The organism is Microbacterium sp. GW821-FHT01D02 (genome assembly GCF_059422585.1).
On record NZ_JBWKXB010000003.1, the window covers coordinates 695,582 to 715,240 of the forward strand.

Genomic DNA, 19,659 nt, shown 5'->3' on the forward strand with positions numbered 1-19,659 from the left:
TCCGACGGTGACGGCCTATCCGGCGGTGAGCGCGGGACCGACGATCGCGCGGACATCGCGTGCGTCCGACCCGCCGTCGGTCACGAACGGTTCCCAGCGGTCCAGCTGAGACAGCACCCACTCCCAGTGCGCGCGTCGAAGCGTGACGGCGAGCGGATGCCGCGGCGGCGGCCACCCGTCGTCGTCGCGCGCGCCCTCGTACACGGCGGACGCACGCCAGCCCGCGTCACGGACGCAGGACCCGGCGATCACCGTCTCGATGTTCCCGTCGACCACGTCGATCGCCATCGAGTTGTCGACGCACCCGTCGACGCGTTGCCAGAGCCCCACCGGGATCTCGATCGTCAGATAGCGCACGCCATCATCCTCACAGAAGCTCCGAGGCGCGGCAGCTCGCGAAAGTGCAGAAAGGCCCCGGGAAGCAGAAAAGCCTCGGAAACTGGCGAGAGTTTCCGAGGCTGATCCGTGCACCCCCTCGGACTTGAACCGAGAACCCACTGATTAAGAGTCAGTTGCTCTGCCGATTGAGCTAGAGGTGCGTGGCCCGGGATAACCCCGACCGAGGAATTACATTACCAGCCGACCGGCCCCATGTGAAATCGAGTGCGGCCCGGGCGTGGCAGGCCTTCTTCGCAGGACGAAACATGGCCTTTCGACCCTCAGCCTACCGTCGCCCGCCGACTATTCTGAGACCGTGACCGTCTCCCCCCACGCCGATGACCTGCGCCGAGATCTCGACCTCGCGCTCCGCCTCGCCGATGCCGCCGACGGCCAGTCGCTTCCGCGGTTCGATGCCTCCGACCTCGAGATCTCGACCAAGGCCGACAACTCGCACGTGACGGATGCCGACCTCGCCACCGAGCGGGCGATCCGCGACATCCTCGCGGCGGAACGCCCCGAGGACGGGATCTTCGGCGAGGAGTTCGGCGCGGAGGGAAGCACGCACCGCCAGTGGATCATCGATCCGATCGACGGCACGGCCAATTTCCTCCGCGGCGTCCCGCTGTGGGGCACCATGATCTCGCTCGCGATCGACGGCGTCCCCCAGGTCGGCGTCGTCAGCATGCCGGCGCTCGGCCGCCGCTGGTGGGCTTCCTCGGGAGCAGGCGCCTGGACCGCCACCGAGGACGGGCCCCGTGCACTGCAGACCTCCTCCGTTTCCTCGCTCGACGACGCCAGCGTGAGCTTCCAGAGCATCGCGCAGTGGTCGGATGCCGGGCGCCTCGACACCCTGCTCGCTATCGCGGCACGGGTGTGGCGCGATCGCGCCTACGGGGATGTCTACTCGTACATGCTGCTCGCCGAGGGGCGGGTCGACATGGTCGCGGAGTTCGGCGTCAAGGAGTACGACATCGCCGCGGCGGTCGCGATCGTCCGGGAAGCCGGCGGCCGGATGACGGCCGCCGACGGCACCGAGACGATCTCGGCGCGCTCGACACTGGCAACCAACGGCAGGCTCCACGAAGACTTCCTGACGCTCATGAACGACTGATACGAACCACGAGGCCAGCGATGAACCCGCGCATCATGTCCGCCACCGCGGGCGTCCTGCTGCTGCTCGTCGCACTGACGGCATGTGCCGCTCCCGCGGATCCGCCGCCGGCATCGACACCGGAGGCCATCGCGCCGAGCCCGTCGGCGACACCCGTCCCGGTCACGTCGGCGACTCCGGAGCCATCCTCCGGAGAGCTCACCTGCGAGTCGATGGTCTCGGCGGGAACCGTCGAACGGCTCTCCGAGATCGGATGGACCGCGCAGCCGAAGGAGTTCGTGGTCGGCGGGGTCGAGCTGGCGGACGGCCTGCTGTGCTTCTGGGCCGACTACTCGGTCGCCTCCGATCACGGCCAGCTGTACGGATGGTCCGCGCTGACCTCGGCCGATGCGGCTCGCGCGCAGGCAGGCCTGCTCGCGGAGGGCTGGAAGCGGGAGGACGGCGAGGACGGCGTGTACTTCACCGAAGACCCCCAGTACTCCATGGGGCTCGACGACGACGGGTACGGGATGACGTACCTGTTCGGCGACGGCTGGGTGAAGTTCGCCGATACGCGGCAGGGACTGATCCTCGTGGAGTGGACCGGCTGACCGGCCTGCCCGGCGCGCCCCGACAGCGTTCCCTCAGCGCGTGCGGCGCGAACGGTCGCGACCGATCGGCACGACGCTGGGCTTGCCGGTGATCGGATCGGGGACGACGACGCACGGCAGCCCGAAGACCTCCTCGACCAGTTCCGCCGTCACCACGTCATCCGGGCGCCCCTCGGCGACGACGGCGCCGTCCTTCATGGCGATGAGGTGCGTGGCGTAGCGCGCCGCATGGTTCAGGTCGTGCAGGACGGCGACCAGGGTGCTGCCGTCGTCGTGCAGGTCCGTGAACAGCTCGAGCAGCTCGATCTGATGCGCGATGTCGAGGAAGGTCGTCGGCTCGTCCAGCAGCAGCAGCGGCGTCTGCTGCGCCAGCACCATCGCGACCCAGACACGCTGGCGCTGGCCGCCCGACAGCTCGTCGACGAGGCGCCCGGAGAGCTCGGTCACGCCCGTCGCGGCCATGGCCGCGTCGACCGCGACGGTGTCCGCGTCGGTCCAGGGGCGCAGCAGCGTCTGATGGGGATAGCGCCCGCGGCCGACCAGATCGGCCACGCGGATCCCGTCCGGGGCGAGCGAGCTCTGTGGGAGCAGCCCGACCCGGCGTGCGACCTCCTTCGCCCGATAGCTGTGGATCGCCTTGCCGTCGAGCAGCACCTGCCCCGACTCCGGTGCGAGCAGGCGTGACAGCGTGCGCAGCAGCGTCGACTTGCCGCAGGCGTTCGGCCCCACGATCACGGTGAACGATCCGTCCGGGATCGAGACCGAGAGATCGGTGGAGATGATCCGGCGGTCGTAGCCGATGGTGACGCCTTCGGCTCGCAGACGGCTGGACGGCGACTCTGTCATCGACGGAATCCTTCCCTGATGAGCAACCAGGCGAAGTAGCCTCCGCCGAGGACGACGGTCACGAGACCGACGGTGATGTTGATGCGCTGACCGATGAAGTCGGCGCCGAGCAGCAGAACGGCGCCGACGATCCCTGCGCTGGGCAGATCGAGTCCCGGCGAACGCACGAGACGGCGGGCGACCTGCGGGGCGACGAGCGCGACGAACGCGATCGGCCCGGCGGCCGCGGTGACGATGGCGGTCAGTGCCACCCCCAGCACCGTCATGGTCAGGCGCCGGCGTTCGACGTGCACGCCCAGCGCCTTGGCGGCATCGTCGCCGAGTTCGAGCTGCGCGAAGCCCCGGCGCGCCACCGCGACCAGCGGAAGGATCACCACGAGGGCGAGCGTGAACGGCAGCAGTTGCTCGTAGCCGAGGGCGGAGAACGAGCCGAAGCCCCACGCGACGGCGGCGCGAGCCTCCTGGGCGCCCGTGCTGATGAGCAGGTAGCTGTTGATCCCGACCAGGAAAGCCGAGACGCCGATGCCGACGATGATGAATCGGAACCCCTGGATCCCACCCCGATAGGCGAGCAGGTAGACCACCAACGCGGTCAGCACTCCCCCGAGCACCGCCCCGGACGCGATGAGCGCGTACGACGCGCTGCCGAGGACCAGCATCACCACGAGGGCGCCGGTGTACGACCCCGCGTCGAAGCCGATGACGTCCGGGCTTCCCAGGGGGTTCCGTGTGAGGGACTGGAAGATAGCTCCGCTGACACCGAGCGCGATCCCGCCGAGCACCGCGAACAGCAGACGCGGCAGCCGCCATTCGACGACGAGCTTGCGGACGTTGTCCTCTCCCCCGCCCGTGAGGGCCGACAGCACCTGGGAGAGGTCGAGCTGGAAGGTGCCCACCATGAGCGTCGCCACTCCGAGCGCGATCAGCAGCGCCACGAGCACCGATCGGATCACGAGGGTGCGCACCTCGAGACGCCAGAGGACGTCGCCCATCCGAACGGTCATCAGACGGGAGCGGTCGTCGGTCGGAGCGGCGTTCACAGTCCGCTCACCTTCCTGCGGCGTGCGAGTGCGATCAGCACCGGAGCGCCGACGACGGCGGTGACGATGCTCACCTGGAGCTCTCCGGTGGGGAGCACCACACGACCGATCACGTCGGAGAGCAGAAGCATGCTCGGAGCGAGGATCGCCGAGTACACGATGATCCACCGCTGGTCGGGTCCGGTGAACCACCGCACGGCATGCGGCACCATCAGCCCGATGAACGCGATCGGACCGGCGAGAGCCGTGGCACCGCCGGCCAGCACCGTCACGGCGACGATCGAGACGATCCGCGTGCGCACGAGGCCGGCGCCGAGCGTCCGGCCGAGGTCGTCTCCGAGGGCGATGGCATTGAGCGGACGCGCGATGAGGAGGGCGATGATCAGGCCGACCGCGATGAACGGGGCGATCAGGGCGACCGCGCTCTCATCGCGACCGCCGAGACTGCCCAGCCCCCACAGCCGCAGCGTGCTGAAGACCTCCATGTTCTTGAGCATCACGATCGACGTGATGCCGCTGAGAACCGCGCCGATCGCGACGCCCGCGAGCGTCATGCGGCCGGGAGACGGACCACCGCGGCCGGCCGCGCCGATCAGATAGACGATCAGGGTGACCGCGAGGGCCCCGATCAGGGCGAACCAGACATAGGCGTTCGGCGCGCGCACGCCGAGAAGACCGACTCCCATCGTCACGGCGAAGGTCGCTCCGGCGTTCACCCCGAGGATGCCCGGATCGGCGAGCGGATTGCGGGTGAACGCCTGGATCAGCGCTCCGCACACGCCGAGCGCCGGCCCGACGACGAGGCCGACGACCGTGCGTGGCAGACGGGAATCACGGACGATCGCCTGCGCATCGGAGCCGTCGAAGTCGAACAGCGCGGCCAGCACGGTCGCCGGAGGCAGGGCCCGCGCACCGACCATGAGACTCAGCAACGCTGCGAGGAACAGGACGGCCAGCGCGATGACCAGTCCACCCAGACGGGACACCGCGCCGCGGGACGTCGACGGACGTTCCGCGGCGCGGCTCGACGGCGTCGACACCGATCAGTTGGCGGGAACCGCGCCGGCCAGCGCGTCGGCGAGGTCGTCGATCGTGGAGGGGATGCTCAGCACGCTCGGAGCCGTCGTCGCCCAGGCGAGGCGCTGATCCTCGAAGAAGTAGGAGGAACCGGCGGCGATCGGTGCCCAGCGGGAGACCAGCGGGTCCGCGAGGGTGTGTTCCACGTCCTCCGGGGTGTTGCCCCAGCCGATGTGGAATTGCGACTCGATGTCGCCGAGTTCCTCGAGGCTCACGTTGGCGTAGAACTCCTTCGTGGTGTCCTCGAGTGCGGCGATGTCCGGCGAGTACTCGAAGCCCAGCTGCTCGAGGAGCGGCACCCGCGGGTCACGCGGGAGGTAGAGCCCGAGGGAGGTCTCGCCCTCGGCGAGGAACCACCCGTACGAGAAGACGATGCCCTGGAACTCCGGGTGCGCGTCGGCGGCGGCCTCGATCGCGGCGTCCGATTCGTCGAGGAGCTTCTGCGCCTCGTCCTCCTTGCCGAGCACGGAGCCGACCGAGAGCGTCAGCTGCTCGCGATCCGATGCCCACGTCGACTCCGCGAACGCGACGGTCGGCGCGATCTCCGTGAGCCGCTTGTAGTCGGTCTCGGAGATGCCCGAGTGGTTGGCGAGGATCACGTCGGGGGCGAGGGCGAGGATCTGCTCGAAGTCGTACTCGCCGGCGTCCGTGAACTCGATGATCTCGGGCAGCTCGCCACCGAGCTCCTCGACCCGATCCTTGAACCACGGGAGGTAGGTGTCGACGTTGCCCCACGTGAAGTCCTCGACTCCGACCGGGACCTCTCCGAGCGCCGCGACGACATCCTGCGAGTACCAGCCGAGCGTGACGATGCGCTCGGGCTTCTCATCGATGGTCGTCTCGCCGTAGACGTGCTCGACAGTGACCGGGTAGGAGCCCGACGAGGCCTGTTCGGACGGACCGGAGGAGGCATCCGAGCTCGCGGAGCAGGCGGTCAAGGACGAGGCGGCCAGCACGAGCGCGGTGAGCGCGATCAGGGTACGTGGCGCACGCCGGTGCAGACGGGACATGGGACTCCTCGGGTGGAAAGTCAGGGGGGACGACTGCCAAACATAGTGAAGGCTTACCTAATTCGCTATCATCCTCACAGGACGTCAATCGTCCGAGAGTGCGGCATCGTCGTCCACTGAGGACGATCGAGAGCCCGGATATGCCGAGGACGAAGGATTCCTGTGCCTGGAACGACATCCGAAGATCTTGCCGCGCATCGCGAGCAGGTGCTCCCCGATCAGCACTTCGAAGAGCATGCGCACACGGCGGATCAGCTCGCCTGGGTGCCGGGTGGCGCCCACATCCGGGTCGGTGATTCGCGCTGGCGTCTGCACGGCGACCACTTCGCGTGGGTGCCCGCGCTCGCCGAGCACGAGATGCGGATGGCGGGCGCGGAGGAGATGTTCAGCCTGTACCTCTCCCCCGGGCTGCGCATCCCCCAGGCGCGGTGGAGCAGGCCGCTCGCTCTGCCCGTCGATCCGGTCGCGGGCGCGATCGTGCGGAACCTGTGCACCGCGGAGGCCGATGCGGAGCGGCTCCAGGCATCCCTCGCGCTTCTGCTGAACATCCTCGAGAACACCGAGGAGAGCTTCGACACGCTCGCCGTCCCGGCCGACCCGCGCGCTCGCACCGTCGCCGAGGGCATCCTCGCCGACCCGGGTGACCATCGCGAGCTGGACGACTGGGCGCGACAGCTCCTCGTCAGCACGAAGACGCTGCAGCGTTCCTTCCAGAGCGAGACCGGACTCACGTTCGGGCAATGGCGGACCCGCGCCCGGCTGTACGCGGCAGAACGGCTCATCGTCGACGGATGCACCGTTCAGGAGGCGTCCGACCTGAGCGGGTACGCGACCCCCACGGGGTTCATCAAGGCGTTCCGGCAGCTGTTCGGCTCGACGCCCGCCGCCTACGCCCGCGCGAAGCGTGGTCAGCGCCCTGCCCACGCGCGCCGTCGGGAGGCGCGCTGACGCGGGCCCACGTGATCAGGCGGCTCACGAACCCGACGAGCCCCGGGAGCCCATGGAGCTGTCGAGGATGCGCCCGAAACCGCGCGCGACCGGCGGCGTCCACAGCAGCACGATGATGAGGGCCGCGACCGCCGCGGTGATCGCCGCTCCCCAGGCCCACCGGTCACCGAGGACGAGGACGAGCGCGCTGAGCAGGATCGCGAGCCCGAGGAAGATCGTGAGCATCAGACGTGACAGCCCGCTGCCACGGCGCACCCCGGCCGCGACGGCGAGCACGAGCAGCCCGAAGAGCGCGATGGCCGCACCCGTGAGGGAGAACGTCGACGTGCTCACGTCCGGATCGTAGCGACCGAGGAAGATCAGGATCCCGAACCCGATCGCGAGGATGCCGAAGACGTACGCCAGCACGGCCACCGCGGTGGTGATGACCGCGGCTGCGACCCGGGGAGCCGACGGAGCCGACGGGCGGGGCGCGGGCGCTGCGTACACTGTCGGGCTCGACGCCGGTCCGGCCGGTGCCGACAGGACGAGACGACGATGCAGCAGCCGCACGATCTCGATCGCGGCGATCATGACGATCGTGATCCCGGTGAGCGCGATCGCGAGGTCCTCCCCGGGGTCGACGAGGACGAAGAACTGCCGTGCGAGAGGGATCGTGAAGACCGCGATGAGCATGACGAACATCGCGCCCACGACGAGCACCTTGAACCGGTTGAGCGGTCGGGCGAGCACGGCCAGCACCCAGATGCCGACGACGGCGAGGATCACGGTCGCACCGGTGCGCAGCTGGTCCTCATGGGCCCCGAGACCCCGCGCGACGAAGGTGTACCAGGTGAGGCCGAGCGCCACGACGATGCCCGAGGGGATCGCGAAGCTCAGCGAGCGGCGGAGGAATCCCGGGACGTAGCGGGCCGCATTCGGCATGAGCGCGAGGAAGAACGCCGGGATGCCGATGGTGAGCCCGTCGGTGATCGACAGCTGACGCGGCAGGAACGGGAACTCCAGCACGAACACGCCGAAGATCAGCGCGAGCAGGGTCGCGTACACGGTCTTGTTGAGGAACAGCATCGACACGCGCTCGATGTTCGCGATGACCTGGCGCCCCTCCGCCACGACGTCCGGCAGGTGCGAGAACTGTCCGTCCAGCAGCACCAGTCGCGCCACCGCCTTGGTCGCCGGCGAGCCCGAGTTCATCGCGATGCCGATGTCCGCGGCCTTGATGGCCAGGGCGTCGTTGACGCCGTCACCGGTCATCGCGACGGTGTGTCCGTGGCTCTGCAGCGCGGTGACCATGCGCTTCTTCTGCTCGGGTGTGACCCGCCCGAACACCGTCTCCCGATCGAGCACGTCTGCGAGCTCGGCGTCGTCCTCGGGAAGCCGCCGCGCGTCGAAGCCCTCGGCGACGTCGATGCCGACCTCGCGGGCGATGGCCGCCACCGTGCGCGGGTTGTCTCCGGAGATGATGCGGATGCCGACCTGCTGGCGCGCGAAGTACTGCAGGGTCTGCGCGGCATCCGGGCGCACCTGCTCGCGGAAGGTGAGGACGATGATCGCCGTGACCCCGTCGGGAAGGCGCTCGGCCTCGGTGTCGGCCTCGGACAGGGCGTGCTCCGAGTGACCGAGGACCAGCGTGCGGCGGCCGGTCTCCGCGAGCGAGGTGACCGTGCGTCCGAGCTCGGTGTCCGTCGATGTCGCGGCGTCGCCGAACACCATCTCCGGCGCCCCCATCACCCAGGTGCCCGGCAGTCCGGTGAAGGACACCGCGCTCCACTTGCGTGCGGAGGAGAACGGGATGTAGCCGCTGACGACGAGCGGAGACGCGACCGGATACGCCGTGCGCATCGATCGGGCGGTCGCGTTCGCGTCCGGAGACGCCGCGTACCAGGCCAGAGCCGCCGCTGCGCTCTGCTCCTGCTCGGCATCGAGTCCGGCGAGGTCGTGAGCGGCGTCGAAGCCGATCTCGCCCACGGTGAGGGTGCCGGTCTTGTCGAGGCAGACGACGTCGACGCGTGCCAGCCCCTCGACGGCGGGGAGCTCGTTGACGAGCACCTGCCTGCGCGCCAGCCTCGAGGCCCCCACGGCGAAGGCGATGCTCGTCATGAGCACCAGGCCGAGCGGGATCATCGCGGTCAGCGCGGCGATCGTGTTCACCACCGCCTGCACCCAGGCGCCGCTGGAGAACACCGTGGCGTATCCCCCGGTGACGATGATCTGCGCGTTCAGGACGAGCAGCCCGACCGGCCCGATCACCCAGCTCACCCACTTCAGCACCCGGTTCACCGAGGAGCGGAGTTCGCTCGACACGAGAGAGAAGCGCTTGGCCTCTCCGGCGAAGCGGTTGGCGTAGGAGTCCGCCCCCACGCGGATCGCCCGTGCGGTCCCCTCCCCTGCCACGACCACCGCGCCGGACAGCGCCTCATCGTCCGGCTGCTTCTCGACGGGGTCCGACTCGCCGGTGAGCATCGACTCGTCGATCTGGAGTCCCCGCGCCGCGAGGATCACCGCGTCCGCCGGAACCTGCTCGCCGGCCCGGAACACCAGCACGTCATCGAGCACCACGTCCGTCGGCGCGACCTCCGCCTCGGCGCCGTTCCTCCGGACCAGAGCGCGCGGTGCGTTCATCAGTGCGAGGCGATCGAGGGCGGACTTCGCGCGGAACTCCTGGATGCACCCGATGATCGCGTTGGCGAAGGCGGCGAGCCCGAAGAGCGCATCCTGCCAGCGACCGACGAGGAACAGGACGAGGAAGCACGCGAACACGATCCCGTTGAACAGCGTGAAGACGTTCGCGCGCACGATGCTCCACGCGCTCCGGCTCGTATCCGCCGCGAACGCGTTCGTCTTCCCGGACGCGACGCGCTCGGCGACCTCCGCGTCCGTGAGACCGGTCGAGAGAGTGTCGGAGGTCGCGTCCACAGACCCCAATATAGGTCCCCTCCTCGGCGCCGGGCCTCCGGTGTCGGGGCGCGTACCGGGCGGTTCCCGGAATCGGCGTCGGGGCACCCGCGGTCACCCAGGTCAGGGCTGTCGCGAATCCGACGGCCACTCTGCCGACCGCCGCACCGCGGCAGCCGCCTCTCCGGGCGAGAGACCTCCCGTCACGACGGGGACCTCGTGCTCCCGCAGCGGCAACGACGATTGCGCGTCGGACGTCTGGAGGATGGTGTCCACCGCGGCCGCCGGTGCACCGACGACGTCGTCGCCGGCGAGGGCCGGTCCGTCTCCCCGCTGCCGGAACAGCGCATGCCGGCGGACATCAGCGGCGGAGGGCACGACCCGCGCGAATGACACCTCGGAGTCCGGCAGGGCCGCACGCACGGCCTCCGGTCCGACATCGAGGGGCGCCACGATCACGAAGAGGTCGGCACCGACCTCACGGAACGCCGCGTGCAGGCAGACGAGGTTCGCCAGGGGCGCCGGCCCGTCGACGTTCCACACGAACGACAGCTGCGCGAGATCGATGAATCCCGTGCGCCGCCCCGCGCTCCACTCCCGGGTCACGATCTCCCAGCCGATGCGAGAGACACCCGCCAATCGCGGACCGGTGATCCACAGCACTCGATCCGCCGCCCGCGCTCGACGTGCCCCGCCGGGCACGGACTCGGGGCGAGGAGCCCGCGGTGGGCTCGATGGGCTCGATGGGCTCAGCGAGATCGGTGGGCTCGGCCGCCATCGTGCGAGCACCTCGTCGACGGTCTGCGATGCGGAGAGGCCGTCGGTGCCGAGGCGCTCCCACGCAAGGTTCACCCGCGCGGCCTCCGCGGTGCCTGCGGAGAGCATCTGCGCGAGCTGCTCTTCGCTGCTCCCCCGAACGGCGAGGCGTCGGCGGCGCGTGGCCTCCGAGGCGTCGAGCCACAGTGACCGCACGGAGACACCATCGATCAGGGGTGGCGGGTCGTCCGGCCAGGCGACTCCGGAGACCACCAGCCGATCCACACCCGCCCGCCGGAACTCGTGGGCGAGAGCCGCCAGCGCGCGTTCCTTGAGCGCCCACCGATCCGCATCATGGTCCGGAGCGGGATAGCACATGCCCAGCTGATCCGTGTCGATGTAACCGGATGCCGCGCCGTCGGCGGCGATGCGCCGCGCTGCGGCCCATGCCGTCGTCGACTTGCCCACGCCCGGTGCGCCTGCGAGTCGGAGAAGATCCATCCGGTGCAGCATAGCGGTGGTGTGAACAGCGGCCCCGGGCATGCAAGAAGCCCCGCACTTCTCGACGACCGTCGAGGAGCACGGGGCTTCTCACTGTGACAACGGCTGGGTGACCGGAAGAATCGCTTATGGGGTGTCTTATGTCTCATCTGAACGAGTAGCGTGCGCGACGAGATCCTCATCCGATGAGACACTTCCGCCGGACTGGCCCTGTCTTCCTCGGCAGAGACTACGTACGGGCTCTTGCGGCGGCAGTCGGATAATTGGAGATCTCCCGTTGTCCGAGGACCTTCGCCAAGGTACTGCGGATGTCGTACTCTCGATCCCACACCAGCGCGACGAGGTCATCATGCTGTGCGACGGGCCGTAGGAGGTCCCGCACGTCACCCTCGAATGAGTCATACGGCGAAGCGATCCGAAGCGCCTCGGCTTTGAAACGCTCGTACTCTGCCCGCGACCTGAAGTGAACCGAGAACTTGGAGTCGACTCGCTCACCAGTCGAAACCGACCACTGGTTCGCGAGAATCGCGAGCAACTGCTTAACCTCATCGGCGTCCGTAGTCGCTGAAATCAAGCTTCTTCCGGTCAAGACCCGTTCCGGGTCCACCGGCAGACTCGACTCCCAAAGCACCGAAACTTGTCGTTCGAATTCGATCTCCCGGAGCGCAAACTGGTCAAGTTCGATAGGGCTCATACCGAGGTAGCGGCGGACACTCTGGGCGATCCATAGGACAGGTGCGTCCTGCAAATTGAAGCGCAGAGGACCTTGTTCCGCCATCTCGCGTTGCACTTCAGAGAGAATCTCCTCGCAGTGATACGTCTTACAGAAGCGAAACAACTGCGCCGAACGTCGAGGCAGTCCCTCCCAGACAGATCGTCTCGGCAACGGGTACTCCGATAACAGTGACTCGAATTTAAGCTGTAGGCGGTCCTTCTCCGCGGAAGAGATCTCGTGCAGTCCGGTCGCCGACATAAACCCGACACTCTCATTGTCGAAGACACGCTTCGAGATATCGTAGATTCTTGATTGAGCGCAGATGTTAAATAGCTCCGTAGTGACCGTGTAGGAGATTTCGCAATGATAGTTCGAGTTGTATTGGTTCAATTCAGCGACCGACGACCGCTCTAGGATATACCTAGCAGAAAGAACGTCCCTGGCGGCTTGCCCGAGAACTCCCGGATACTCTGTTTTGTAGCGCTTTCGCACACTCTTTCCCGGTCGAAGTTCCTGGGCGATCACTTCGGTCTCGTTGCGAATCTGACCTCGAACGATCAGCAGAGAGTCGCGCGCGGCTCCAATGCCAATTCTCTGGGTTTCATCTTGGAGCATCATTTGCTGAGCCAGGAGATCAATGTCAGAAAGGAACGGGTAGTCGTCGGCGATCCGTTTTGGCCGAGCACCCTGGGGGTTCTGCTTTGTGAAAAGCTCCACGATGATGAGGCCGAGGGCAAATACGTCAGCTGGTTCACCGATGGTGTCCGGATCACGCCGAGCCATTTGTTCGGGTGCTAGGTAATTTCGGTTCGCGAGCAGATCGCCGCGCTTCGTGAGCGCCCAGTTCTTGAACCTTGCGATTCCGAAGTCAGCTAATACAGGTCGACGAGCAGCGGTATCGACCAATATGTTTTGGGGTTTGATGTCTCGATGAACGATACCCTCACCATGAACGTATGCGAGAGCATCGCATAGTTGGATCGCATAATCGAGAAGAACTTCGAAATCGGCCTCAGTTTCAATGACGTCCTGGAGTGTGGCCTGGTAGAGGTCCATGACATAGTAGAAAGCATCGCCGTCCTCCGACTGCGAATGAATCTTGACGACGTTCGGGTGATTAGCCCTGAGCCCGTACGCAATCTCGTTTCGGAATCGCTGGTTGCGCGTGCCGCTCTTAGCGTCTTTCGCGATCCGCTTCAGTGCGTACAACCGATCATCGGCAGCGGATCGCGCACTCCAGACTTCGGCTGCGCCGCCTCGACCGAGCTCTGCTTCGAGCCTGTAGTCGACTGCGGCAACTACTTGAACCTGGCGCTTCTTCATACACTCAAGCTACTTGAGGTCCTTATCTCGGAGAGGGATTAGACCTCCTCGATGCCGACTGGACCGCCGAGAGAAGTGTTCTAGCGACACGTTGCTACTCCTCGTCGGCGAATGACAAGAAACGCCCATGCCGACGCCGATACTCGTCCCAGCGTCCTCGTCCTGCGAGGCCCACGGGTGTTGGGCGGTGTCGAGCAGTAGTCATCACAAGCTCAGTCTTCGCGCGGGAGATTCCGACGAAAAAGATGCACTCTGCCTCCCGCCGTCCTCCCCAGTGCGTCTCCTCCTCCGTCGCCAGCATCACGACCTTCTCGAACTCCAGTCCCTTGGACTTGTGGATGGTGAGAACGCGGACCGCGTCGACACCGGAGAGTCGTGCGAGAGCGGACTCCTCGCCTCCGGTTTCCGCAATGGCTTCAAGTAGTGCGTGTATTGCGTCGTCAATCGACGTCTGAAGCTCGTCCCCTCGAAGATAGGACGAGGACAAGCCTCTCAGAACCGGAGCGGAGACCAGACTCAGAAAGTCTTGAATGAGCTGCGGCCAACGCTCCGAGTCCCAGCTCTCCTCCCGCACTGCGGCGGAAGCCGTTGCGAGGAACTTCTTGACGTCGCGGTCGCGACGAAGAGCGGCTTCGTCGTTCTCATCGAACAGGTCGAACACCTGCATCAACTCCGCGTACGCGCCGGGTTGCCGTGAGCTCACGACTACGCGCACGAAGTTGAAGATGAGTGCGGCCGCCGGGTCCGCAACGAGCTTCTGGTGCTCACCATCAACCAGAGCCGGAATGTCTCGCACACCCAGCGCATCAATCAACGGCGCCGCAAACAGATCGGGCCATTGCCTGACGAGGACCACGATCTCGGCGACGGGGACACCATCGTCGATCCAGTCGCTGATGAGTTCGGCCAGCGCGTCGGCTTCCTCGAGGTCGTTCCCATAGTCAAGTCGCTGAATGGTGCCCTCGTCACCCTGTAACTCCTCGATGGAGACCTCGGCACCCGGCTCCATCACGGCAATCATCCGGTTCTGCATGCGTCGCAGCCTTGGCGCAGATCGGTGATTTTGACGCAACTCAAGCACGTCTGCGTCGAAATCTGCAGAGGCCTCCTGCATGATGCCCTCGACGGCGCCGGCCCACGCCATGATGCGCTGCTTGCCGTCGCCGACGGCCGTGATCTTGGCATCCGAGGACAGAAACGCTTCCTTGACGAGGGAGTACTGTGCGCGCGTTGAATCCTGGAACTCATCCAAGAAGACATGACTGTACGTTTGGCGGAGGGCCTGTAGAGCGAAAGGTGCGCTCTGCAGCACCTCTCCGCCGAACGGAACGAGATCGTCGAAAGTAATCTGACGTCGCGCCGTGCGCGTCTTCGTATCGATCTGGTAGTCGGCGTCGAGTCCGAACTCCCCGGTCAACGCCTCCCGATAGTTGTCGACCAGTCGCTTAGCGAAGGCGTGGAAAGTGAAGCTATCGAGTCGGGTTGCAAGCTGGGAACCTACGCGTCGCTTGACTCGTTCGCGAAGGTTTCGGGCCGCGTCGACCTTGAACGAGATCGCGAGGATCCGCCGCGGATACTCACAGTTCCCGGTGCGAAGCAAGAAATCGGCGCGCTGAGCAAGCAGCTCCGTCTTTCCGGCTCCTGGACCCGCTGTGACGATGACGTGCCGGTCGACCGTAGTCACCGCTTTCAATGCGTTGGGCTCGAGAAGAACACCGTCCGCCGGGGACCACTGCAGCGCGGTGCTCATTCGGGTACCGCTTCCAGCAGGTTGCGCACTCTGGATACGAGCCGGTCTAGGACCGGAGGGAGTCCGTCCATCAGACCGCCATCGTCAAGAAGGGCAAGGGCTGCAATGTGTGCGACGGGCTTGCTGCTGAGCTTGAAGTGCTGGTGGTAGCTGCCGAGGAGTTTCAAAGCGGGCTCAGGCAGACGGCCGACGTTGGCGCGTGACTTCCCTAGTACTGCCTTAAGCTGAGATTCGGTGGGCGTCGCGGCGGTTCCTTCGTACGCCTCTGGGTAGGACTCCATCATCATCAGATCGAGATCGAGTGGGTTCGAGAAGAACACGTTTTCTGCCTCGAGATACGCAATCGGTGAGCGGTTGGCCGAATACCCCTCCTGGTCGAGCACCGGGAACTCCTCGTCGGCGTTCCACTTCGGTATCCAGTCCAACTTCTCTTGCGAGAACGTCTCAGGTCGCACCTTGTTGACCTGTTCGAATGCGTAGGTCACTCTCCCCCACCCTCCCTGATAGCGGGCGCAGTCGAGGTCGAGCAGAGTTACGTAGGGAATATCGAGACCGTCCAGCAGCCGCCAGAAGTGATTGACATGCCGTCCTCCCAGCGGGACCACGGTGACTGACGCATCATCTTCGGCAATGCCTGCAGCTGCAAGAATCCGTGGGAGCACAATCTGCTCGCTGTCTCCTTCCCCGAGCACAACGAGACGGGCGAAATAGAGCTCCGGGTATGCTTCGACTGCTTCTCGCACGAACTTCGCCGCGTCACTGTCCTTCTCTGGCATAGCGATACTGCGAACAGTTGTCTCGCGCCGCTCATTGAGCCGTAGATAGCGGATGGACTCGGGTCGCGTCCGGCGGAGCATCGCAGGCGCGTGGGTCGCAACAACACCTTGGGCGTCACCGAAGTCGCAGGCTGCGCGGATGCTCCGCATGATGCGTCCGAGGTACTGCGGAGCGAGGCTGTTCTCTGGCTCTTCAATCGCGAAGATCGTGTGCACGGGAGGGCGTAGTCGATTGACGTCGACGGACGCGTCCTTGCCCTGCAGCACCTTGCGGCCCACGGCCTGCCACGCCAGGACGAGGGAGATGTACAGCAGCGATTTCTGGCCGTCGCTGAGGCGTTCAAACTGCAAGGAGTCGGAGCCATGGCCCGGAGTGAACCGAAGGGTCAGCTGCCGCAACGCGCTCTCGATGTCCTTCGACCCAAAAGCCAGCGCAGGGTCCTTGAAGAAGTCGCCACGATGAAGCTTGACCCAGTCTGCAGCTAGTTGGACTCCAATGCTGGCGACTGCCGCGTTGCCGGCGAGGGTGTCAGTGATCCGCTCCGTCAGTTCGGCGAGCAGTTCTTTCTCCGCCGTCCAGGTCGCAGCCCGGAGTGTGCGCCCCAGAAGAGTCGCGGAGGCATAGGAAATCTGCTCCGATGGGTCGCGCCTGGCCGGAAGATAATGCACTTCAATATGGGCGCGGTCTGTCCGCGACATGCGCGCAGTTCGCAAGGGAACGCCATCGTCGTCTGCGTCGAGCACGTAGTCGATCTGTTCGACAACGTTACCGTCAGGCTCCAACGTTGCCGTCAATCTGACGCGCATCGCGGGAGGACCATCGGCCGTGATCAAGGACATGTGTGCGAAGAAGGGCGGCACCGAGGGATGCAACTCCTCGTCGCCCGCCTCCGGGAACTCGAAGTCAGCTTCGATCCACAATGTTGGCGGATCGACCTCCTCGGCGTCAGGCTTGGTCATCGGTACATGAAAGTCGAGCGCCTCGACCCGTCGTTGAGCGGCGATGGGCGAGAAGAGCCGCGACAGTGCCTCGAGGACAGTCGTCTTCCCAGCCCCATTAGGTCCGAGAACGTATGTAATCGTCTCAAACGAGATCTCTTCTGGCGTCGGCCCGAAGGCCTGGAAGTTCGAAAGTCGAACATTCTTCAGGTGCACCGCATCCCCCTGCATCTGTGTTGCTGTCGTCGAAACCGTATCGCGGAGTGAAATACTGGTAGCCCTATCGAGCGGCGCGGCACACAATGGCGTGTCCCATCCCGGATGCAAGCAGCCGGATTCCTCGATAGTGCGCGCATAGCGCGGCGCGACCGCAACGCCGCTGCGACCGTCACCGTCACCGTCACCAGAATGCGTTACGCGCCGTGCCGGTCAAACCGCTCTGACTTGTCGAGAAGAAGCGCGGCTGGCCCGCAACTAACAAGATGAGTGTGTGGACCACGACTGCACCGCCATCGGGAGTGACGGGTTCGAACGCTTAGCTCAACGTCTTGCGATGACGGCCCTCGGCAACCATGTCAAGCCCACCAACCTCTGTGGCGACGGCTGACGAAACTGGTCCTTGGATGACCCGGTCCGGTACGCCAGCCCCGCGACGGTGAGGCTCAGACTCCCCCGGTGGGAAACTGATTGTCGGCAGCCCACCTGGGCATGTCGTGCCCCGGTCCTTTCCGAGTAGTCGACACGTCGTTCGACAACGGGGCCTCAGCGACAGAAGGCGTGCCCTCCGTGCTCGGGTGGCCATCGCTTGCTCCAACGTCGAGATTCTGCCGAGGGATCACCTCATCCCTCCAGAGTGCTCCGACGAGCGAACTATCGGGTCGTGACATCCGGCTGGTTCGCGGGAAGGAGCTCCTCCAGCCGAACATCTAGCACCTGCGCCAGCGCCACGATGGTCCGCAAGGAAGGATTGGCCGGGGAACCTGTCTGACCTTCACCTGCTTCATACCGTTGAACCGTGAAGCGCGTGAGTCCCGCGCGAAACGCGAGCGCCTCCTGGGAAAGGTCCTTCTCCACGCGGAAGCGGCGAATCTGGCGGCCGAGTTCGACGGCAAACTCACGCCATCCTTCGCTCGAGCCTGCTGTCTTCCGAACCACCAACCAAGCCTTTCGGGAAAGGCGCGGGTGTATGGCCTTTCTCATGTGGCATAATTTCCACAGCCATACGAAACATTCACTCCATCGACAGGCGCTCCGCGCGTCTCGACCTGCACGTGTGCCGCTGCGCATCGGCTCCGGGTCGCCTCGATGCGTAGGTCCCGTTCCGGTCGACCCTGATTGTTGAGTAGCAGTGACTGATCCCCGACCGATCTGGTGGAGTGCCACGGAGGTCGAAGCTCCCGATGCTTGGATTGAGGCGTTCAACGCGCTCACCGACGACGAGCGGTCAGATGAGCTGGGGCTCGCCGCCGCCATCTTCATCGCGCGCGTCCGGCGCCGCACCGGACGCGGCCCGACTTTCTCGGAGGTCTTCTCTGAGTTGTTTCGAGACGAGCCGCTGCACCCTGAGTGGCCGACCGGCCTCACCTATCCCGTCCGCGCCACCATCCACCACGCGTTCCGTCTCCACGTCGCCATTCAATGGAAGCGAGGTGGATGGATCAGCTGGGATCCAGGGGTGGAGCGCAGCCTCAGAGTCGGACCCACCTTCAGAGAACGGTCACGAGCGCGCCAGGCCGCGAGGTCGCGATGAGACTCGCCCACCGCAAGCCACGGTTTGGAGCTGAATCGTGCGGACACCACCACCGCTAAACGCCCGCGAGGTCGCATCAATGATTGCGCTGCCTGACGAGCGCGTAGCCGTCGTCGGCGACGTCCACGGCAACTTCCGATGGCTGGACATCGTCGCCAGGGCGATCCAAACGCTCGCACCGGACGTCACCACCATCCTGCAGCTCGGCGATTGGGCGATGGATCCCGACACGACCGACGAGGCTCTTGAAGGAACTGGTATCGAGCGCATCTACGTGACCCTCGGCAACCACGAAAAGTGGAACCAGGTCACGCCGTTGCTCGATGCCCACCCCGGCGCCGCCGTACGGGTCTCGAGGATCACATGGTTGCTGCCGAGACCTGGCCGTCTGACCATCGGCGACCGGAGCGTGCTGTCGCTAGGGGGCGCAGTGTCCGTCGACAGGGCGTGGCGGCAAGAAGGCGTTAGCTATTGGAAGGACGAGGAGATCACCAGCGAGCATGTGAAGGCGGCCATCGCCGGCGGTCCAGCGGACGTCATGCTCACGCACGAGCCGCCAGCTGGGACGCCTGTCCGCGTGGTGCAGGAGATCCTGCGAACCAACCCGATGGGATTCCCTGATGACGCCATCCGGGACTCGGCCACGTCGCGCGCTCGGGTGGCGAAGGTGTGGAACATCGTGTACCCGGAGCTCCTGATTCACGGTCACATGCATGCCCCAGGCGGTGGTCAGACCGAGCACGGACTCCGTGTGACAAGCCTCGGCCAGGACGGGCAACAGGGGAACCTGGGAATCCTCGACATGCGCACGCTGCGCATCGAGACGCCGTCGCTGCGTCAGATTCGGGAAGCGGCAGGGCGATGACCGACTCGAACCCCTGGGACCAGATCATCGGCCCCTGTTACACAGCGGCGTCCATTGCCCGCGTTCTCGACTGGACCCCAGATCGGGTGACGGCGGCCGCTGTATCCCTCTCGCTCCTCGAGCTTGAAACACACGACAACGTGCTCCTCTACCCCGCCTTTCAGATCGAGGATGGGCGAATTATCGACGGGGTCAGCGAAGTCCTTCGCGTGCTGAGCCCTGGGACCAGGTCGACATGGACGTGGGCACAGTGGCTCAACACGCGAGTCGACGACGAGACAGGCGAGGAAGCACCCAGCGCCATCGAACAGCTCCGAGCCGGACATATCGAGGGTGTGCTCCGCGATGCCCGGCACGCTGCCGCAGCATGGAGCAGTTAAGACCTC

Annotated in this window: 16 protein-coding genes and 1 tRNA gene; 5 read left to right on the forward strand and 12 right to left on the reverse strand. The window is 65.8% G+C overall.

The window, feature by feature from the left end; translation table 11 throughout:
• Nucleotides 1-15: 15 nt before the first annotated feature.
• Together AC07VM_RS16895 and AC07VM_RS16900 are read right to left on the reverse strand one after the other, a co-directional pair.
• On the reverse strand, nt 16-357 hold the full coding sequence (locus tag AC07VM_RS16895; RefSeq protein WP_494912354.1) for a hypothetical protein: 342 nt from the start codon (nt 355-357) through the stop codon (nt 16-18).
• Nucleotides 358-466: 109 nt separating this feature from the next.
• Nucleotides 467-539 (reverse strand) — tRNA-Lys (locus AC07VM_RS16900).
• 155 nt (nt 540-694) lie between these two features.
• Here AC07VM_RS16900 and AC07VM_RS16905 point away from each other — a divergent pair.
• A complete protein-coding gene (locus tag AC07VM_RS16905) occupies nt 695-1,492 on the forward strand; it encodes an inositol monophosphatase family protein (RefSeq protein ID WP_267418259.1) in 798 nt (265 codons plus the stop codon).
• Nucleotides 1,493-1,512: 20 nt separating this feature from the next.
• Nucleotides 1,513-2,082 carry a hypothetical protein gene (locus tag AC07VM_RS16910; RefSeq protein WP_494912356.1) on the forward strand — a complete coding sequence of 190 codons (570 nt, stop codon included), beginning with the start codon at nt 1,513-1,515 and terminating at the stop codon, nt 2,080-2,082.
• Nucleotides 2,083-2,115: 33 nt separating this feature from the next.
• Here AC07VM_RS16910 and AC07VM_RS16915 read toward each other — a convergent pair whose 3' ends face one another.
• Genes AC07VM_RS16915 through AC07VM_RS16930 form a run of 4 tightly spaced genes read right to left on the reverse strand, consistent with a single transcriptional unit; the run spans nt 2,116 to nt 6,055 of the window.
• Nucleotides 2,116-2,928 (reverse strand): ABC transporter ATP-binding protein, encoded by an 813-nt coding sequence (locus tag AC07VM_RS16915; RefSeq protein WP_494912357.1) that lies wholly within the window; start codon nt 2,926-2,928, stop codon nt 2,116-2,118.
• Nucleotides 2,925-3,968 (reverse strand): FecCD family ABC transporter permease, encoded by a 1,044-nt coding sequence (locus tag AC07VM_RS16920; protein ID WP_494912358.1) that lies wholly within the window; start codon nt 3,966-3,968, stop codon nt 2,925-2,927. Before AC07VM_RS16920 ends, AC07VM_RS16915 begins: the two co-directional genes overlap by 4 nt.
• Nucleotides 3,965-4,954 (reverse strand): FecCD family ABC transporter permease, encoded by a 990-nt coding sequence (locus AC07VM_RS16925; protein ID WP_267418255.1) that lies wholly within the window; start codon nt 4,952-4,954, stop codon nt 3,965-3,967. Before AC07VM_RS16925 ends, AC07VM_RS16920 begins: the two co-directional genes overlap by 4 nt.
• Nucleotides 4,955-5,011: 57 nt before the next feature.
• Complete coding sequence (locus AC07VM_RS16930; protein WP_494912359.1) at nt 5,012-6,055, reverse strand: ABC transporter substrate-binding protein; 1,044 nt, start codon at nt 6,053-6,055, stop codon at nt 5,012-5,014.
• Between the two features lie 162 nt (nt 6,056-6,217).
• Between AC07VM_RS16930 and AC07VM_RS16935 the strand changes: the two genes are divergently transcribed.
• Nucleotides 6,218-7,003 (forward strand): helix-turn-helix transcriptional regulator, encoded by a 786-nt coding sequence (locus AC07VM_RS16935; protein ID WP_494912360.1) that lies wholly within the window; start codon nt 6,218-6,220, stop codon nt 7,001-7,003.
• A gap of 24 nt (nt 7,004-7,027) precedes the next feature.
• Here AC07VM_RS16935 and AC07VM_RS16940 read toward each other — a convergent pair whose 3' ends face one another.
• The 6 genes from AC07VM_RS16940 to AC07VM_RS16965 form a co-directional block, all read right to left on the reverse strand.
• Nucleotides 7,028-9,919, reverse strand: coding sequence for an HAD-IC family P-type ATPase (locus AC07VM_RS16940; RefSeq protein ID WP_494912361.1), 2,892 nt, complete (start codon nt 9,917-9,919; stop codon nt 7,028-7,030).
• Between the two features lie 102 nt (nt 9,920-10,021).
• Entirely contained in the window at nt 10,022-11,155 is a 1,134-nt protein-coding gene (locus AC07VM_RS16945) for an AAA family ATPase (RefSeq protein WP_494912362.1), read from the reverse strand.
• 229 nt (nt 11,156-11,384) lie between these two features.
• Entirely contained in the window at nt 11,385-13,193 is a 1,809-nt protein-coding gene (locus AC07VM_RS16950) for a serine/threonine-protein kinase (RefSeq protein ID WP_494912363.1), read from the reverse strand.
• 94 nt (nt 13,194-13,287) lie between these two features.
• The gene (locus tag AC07VM_RS16955) at nt 13,288-14,943 is read right to left on the reverse strand and encodes a UvrD-helicase domain-containing protein (RefSeq protein WP_494912365.1); all 1,656 of its coding nucleotides are present in this window, start codon (nt 14,941-14,943) and stop codon (nt 13,288-13,290) included.
• Entirely contained in the window at nt 14,940-16,874 is a 1,935-nt protein-coding gene (locus tag AC07VM_RS16960; RefSeq protein ID WP_494912366.1) for an ATP-dependent nuclease, read from the reverse strand. The genes AC07VM_RS16955 and AC07VM_RS16960 overlap by 4 nt, the downstream gene beginning before the upstream one ends.
• A gap of 654 nt (nt 16,875-17,528) precedes the next feature.
• On the reverse strand, nt 17,529-17,813 hold the full coding sequence (locus tag AC07VM_RS16965; protein ID WP_494912368.1) for a helix-turn-helix transcriptional regulator: 285 nt from the start codon (nt 17,811-17,813) through the stop codon (nt 17,529-17,531).
• 674 nt (nt 17,814-18,487) lie between these two features.
• Between AC07VM_RS16965 and AC07VM_RS16970 the strand changes: the two genes are divergently transcribed.
• Both AC07VM_RS16970 and AC07VM_RS16975 read left to right on the forward strand, forming a co-directional pair.
• The gene (locus AC07VM_RS16970; RefSeq protein WP_494912369.1) at nt 18,488-19,273 is read left to right on the forward strand and encodes a metallophosphoesterase family protein; all 786 of its coding nucleotides are present in this window, start codon (nt 18,488-18,490) and stop codon (nt 19,271-19,273) included.
• Nucleotides 19,270-19,653 carry a hypothetical protein gene (locus AC07VM_RS16975; protein WP_494912371.1) on the forward strand — a complete coding sequence of 128 codons (384 nt, stop codon included), beginning with the start codon at nt 19,270-19,272 and terminating at the stop codon, nt 19,651-19,653. The genes AC07VM_RS16970 and AC07VM_RS16975 overlap by 4 nt, the downstream gene beginning before the upstream one ends.
• The last annotated feature ends 6 nt before the right edge of the window (nt 19,654-19,659 follow it).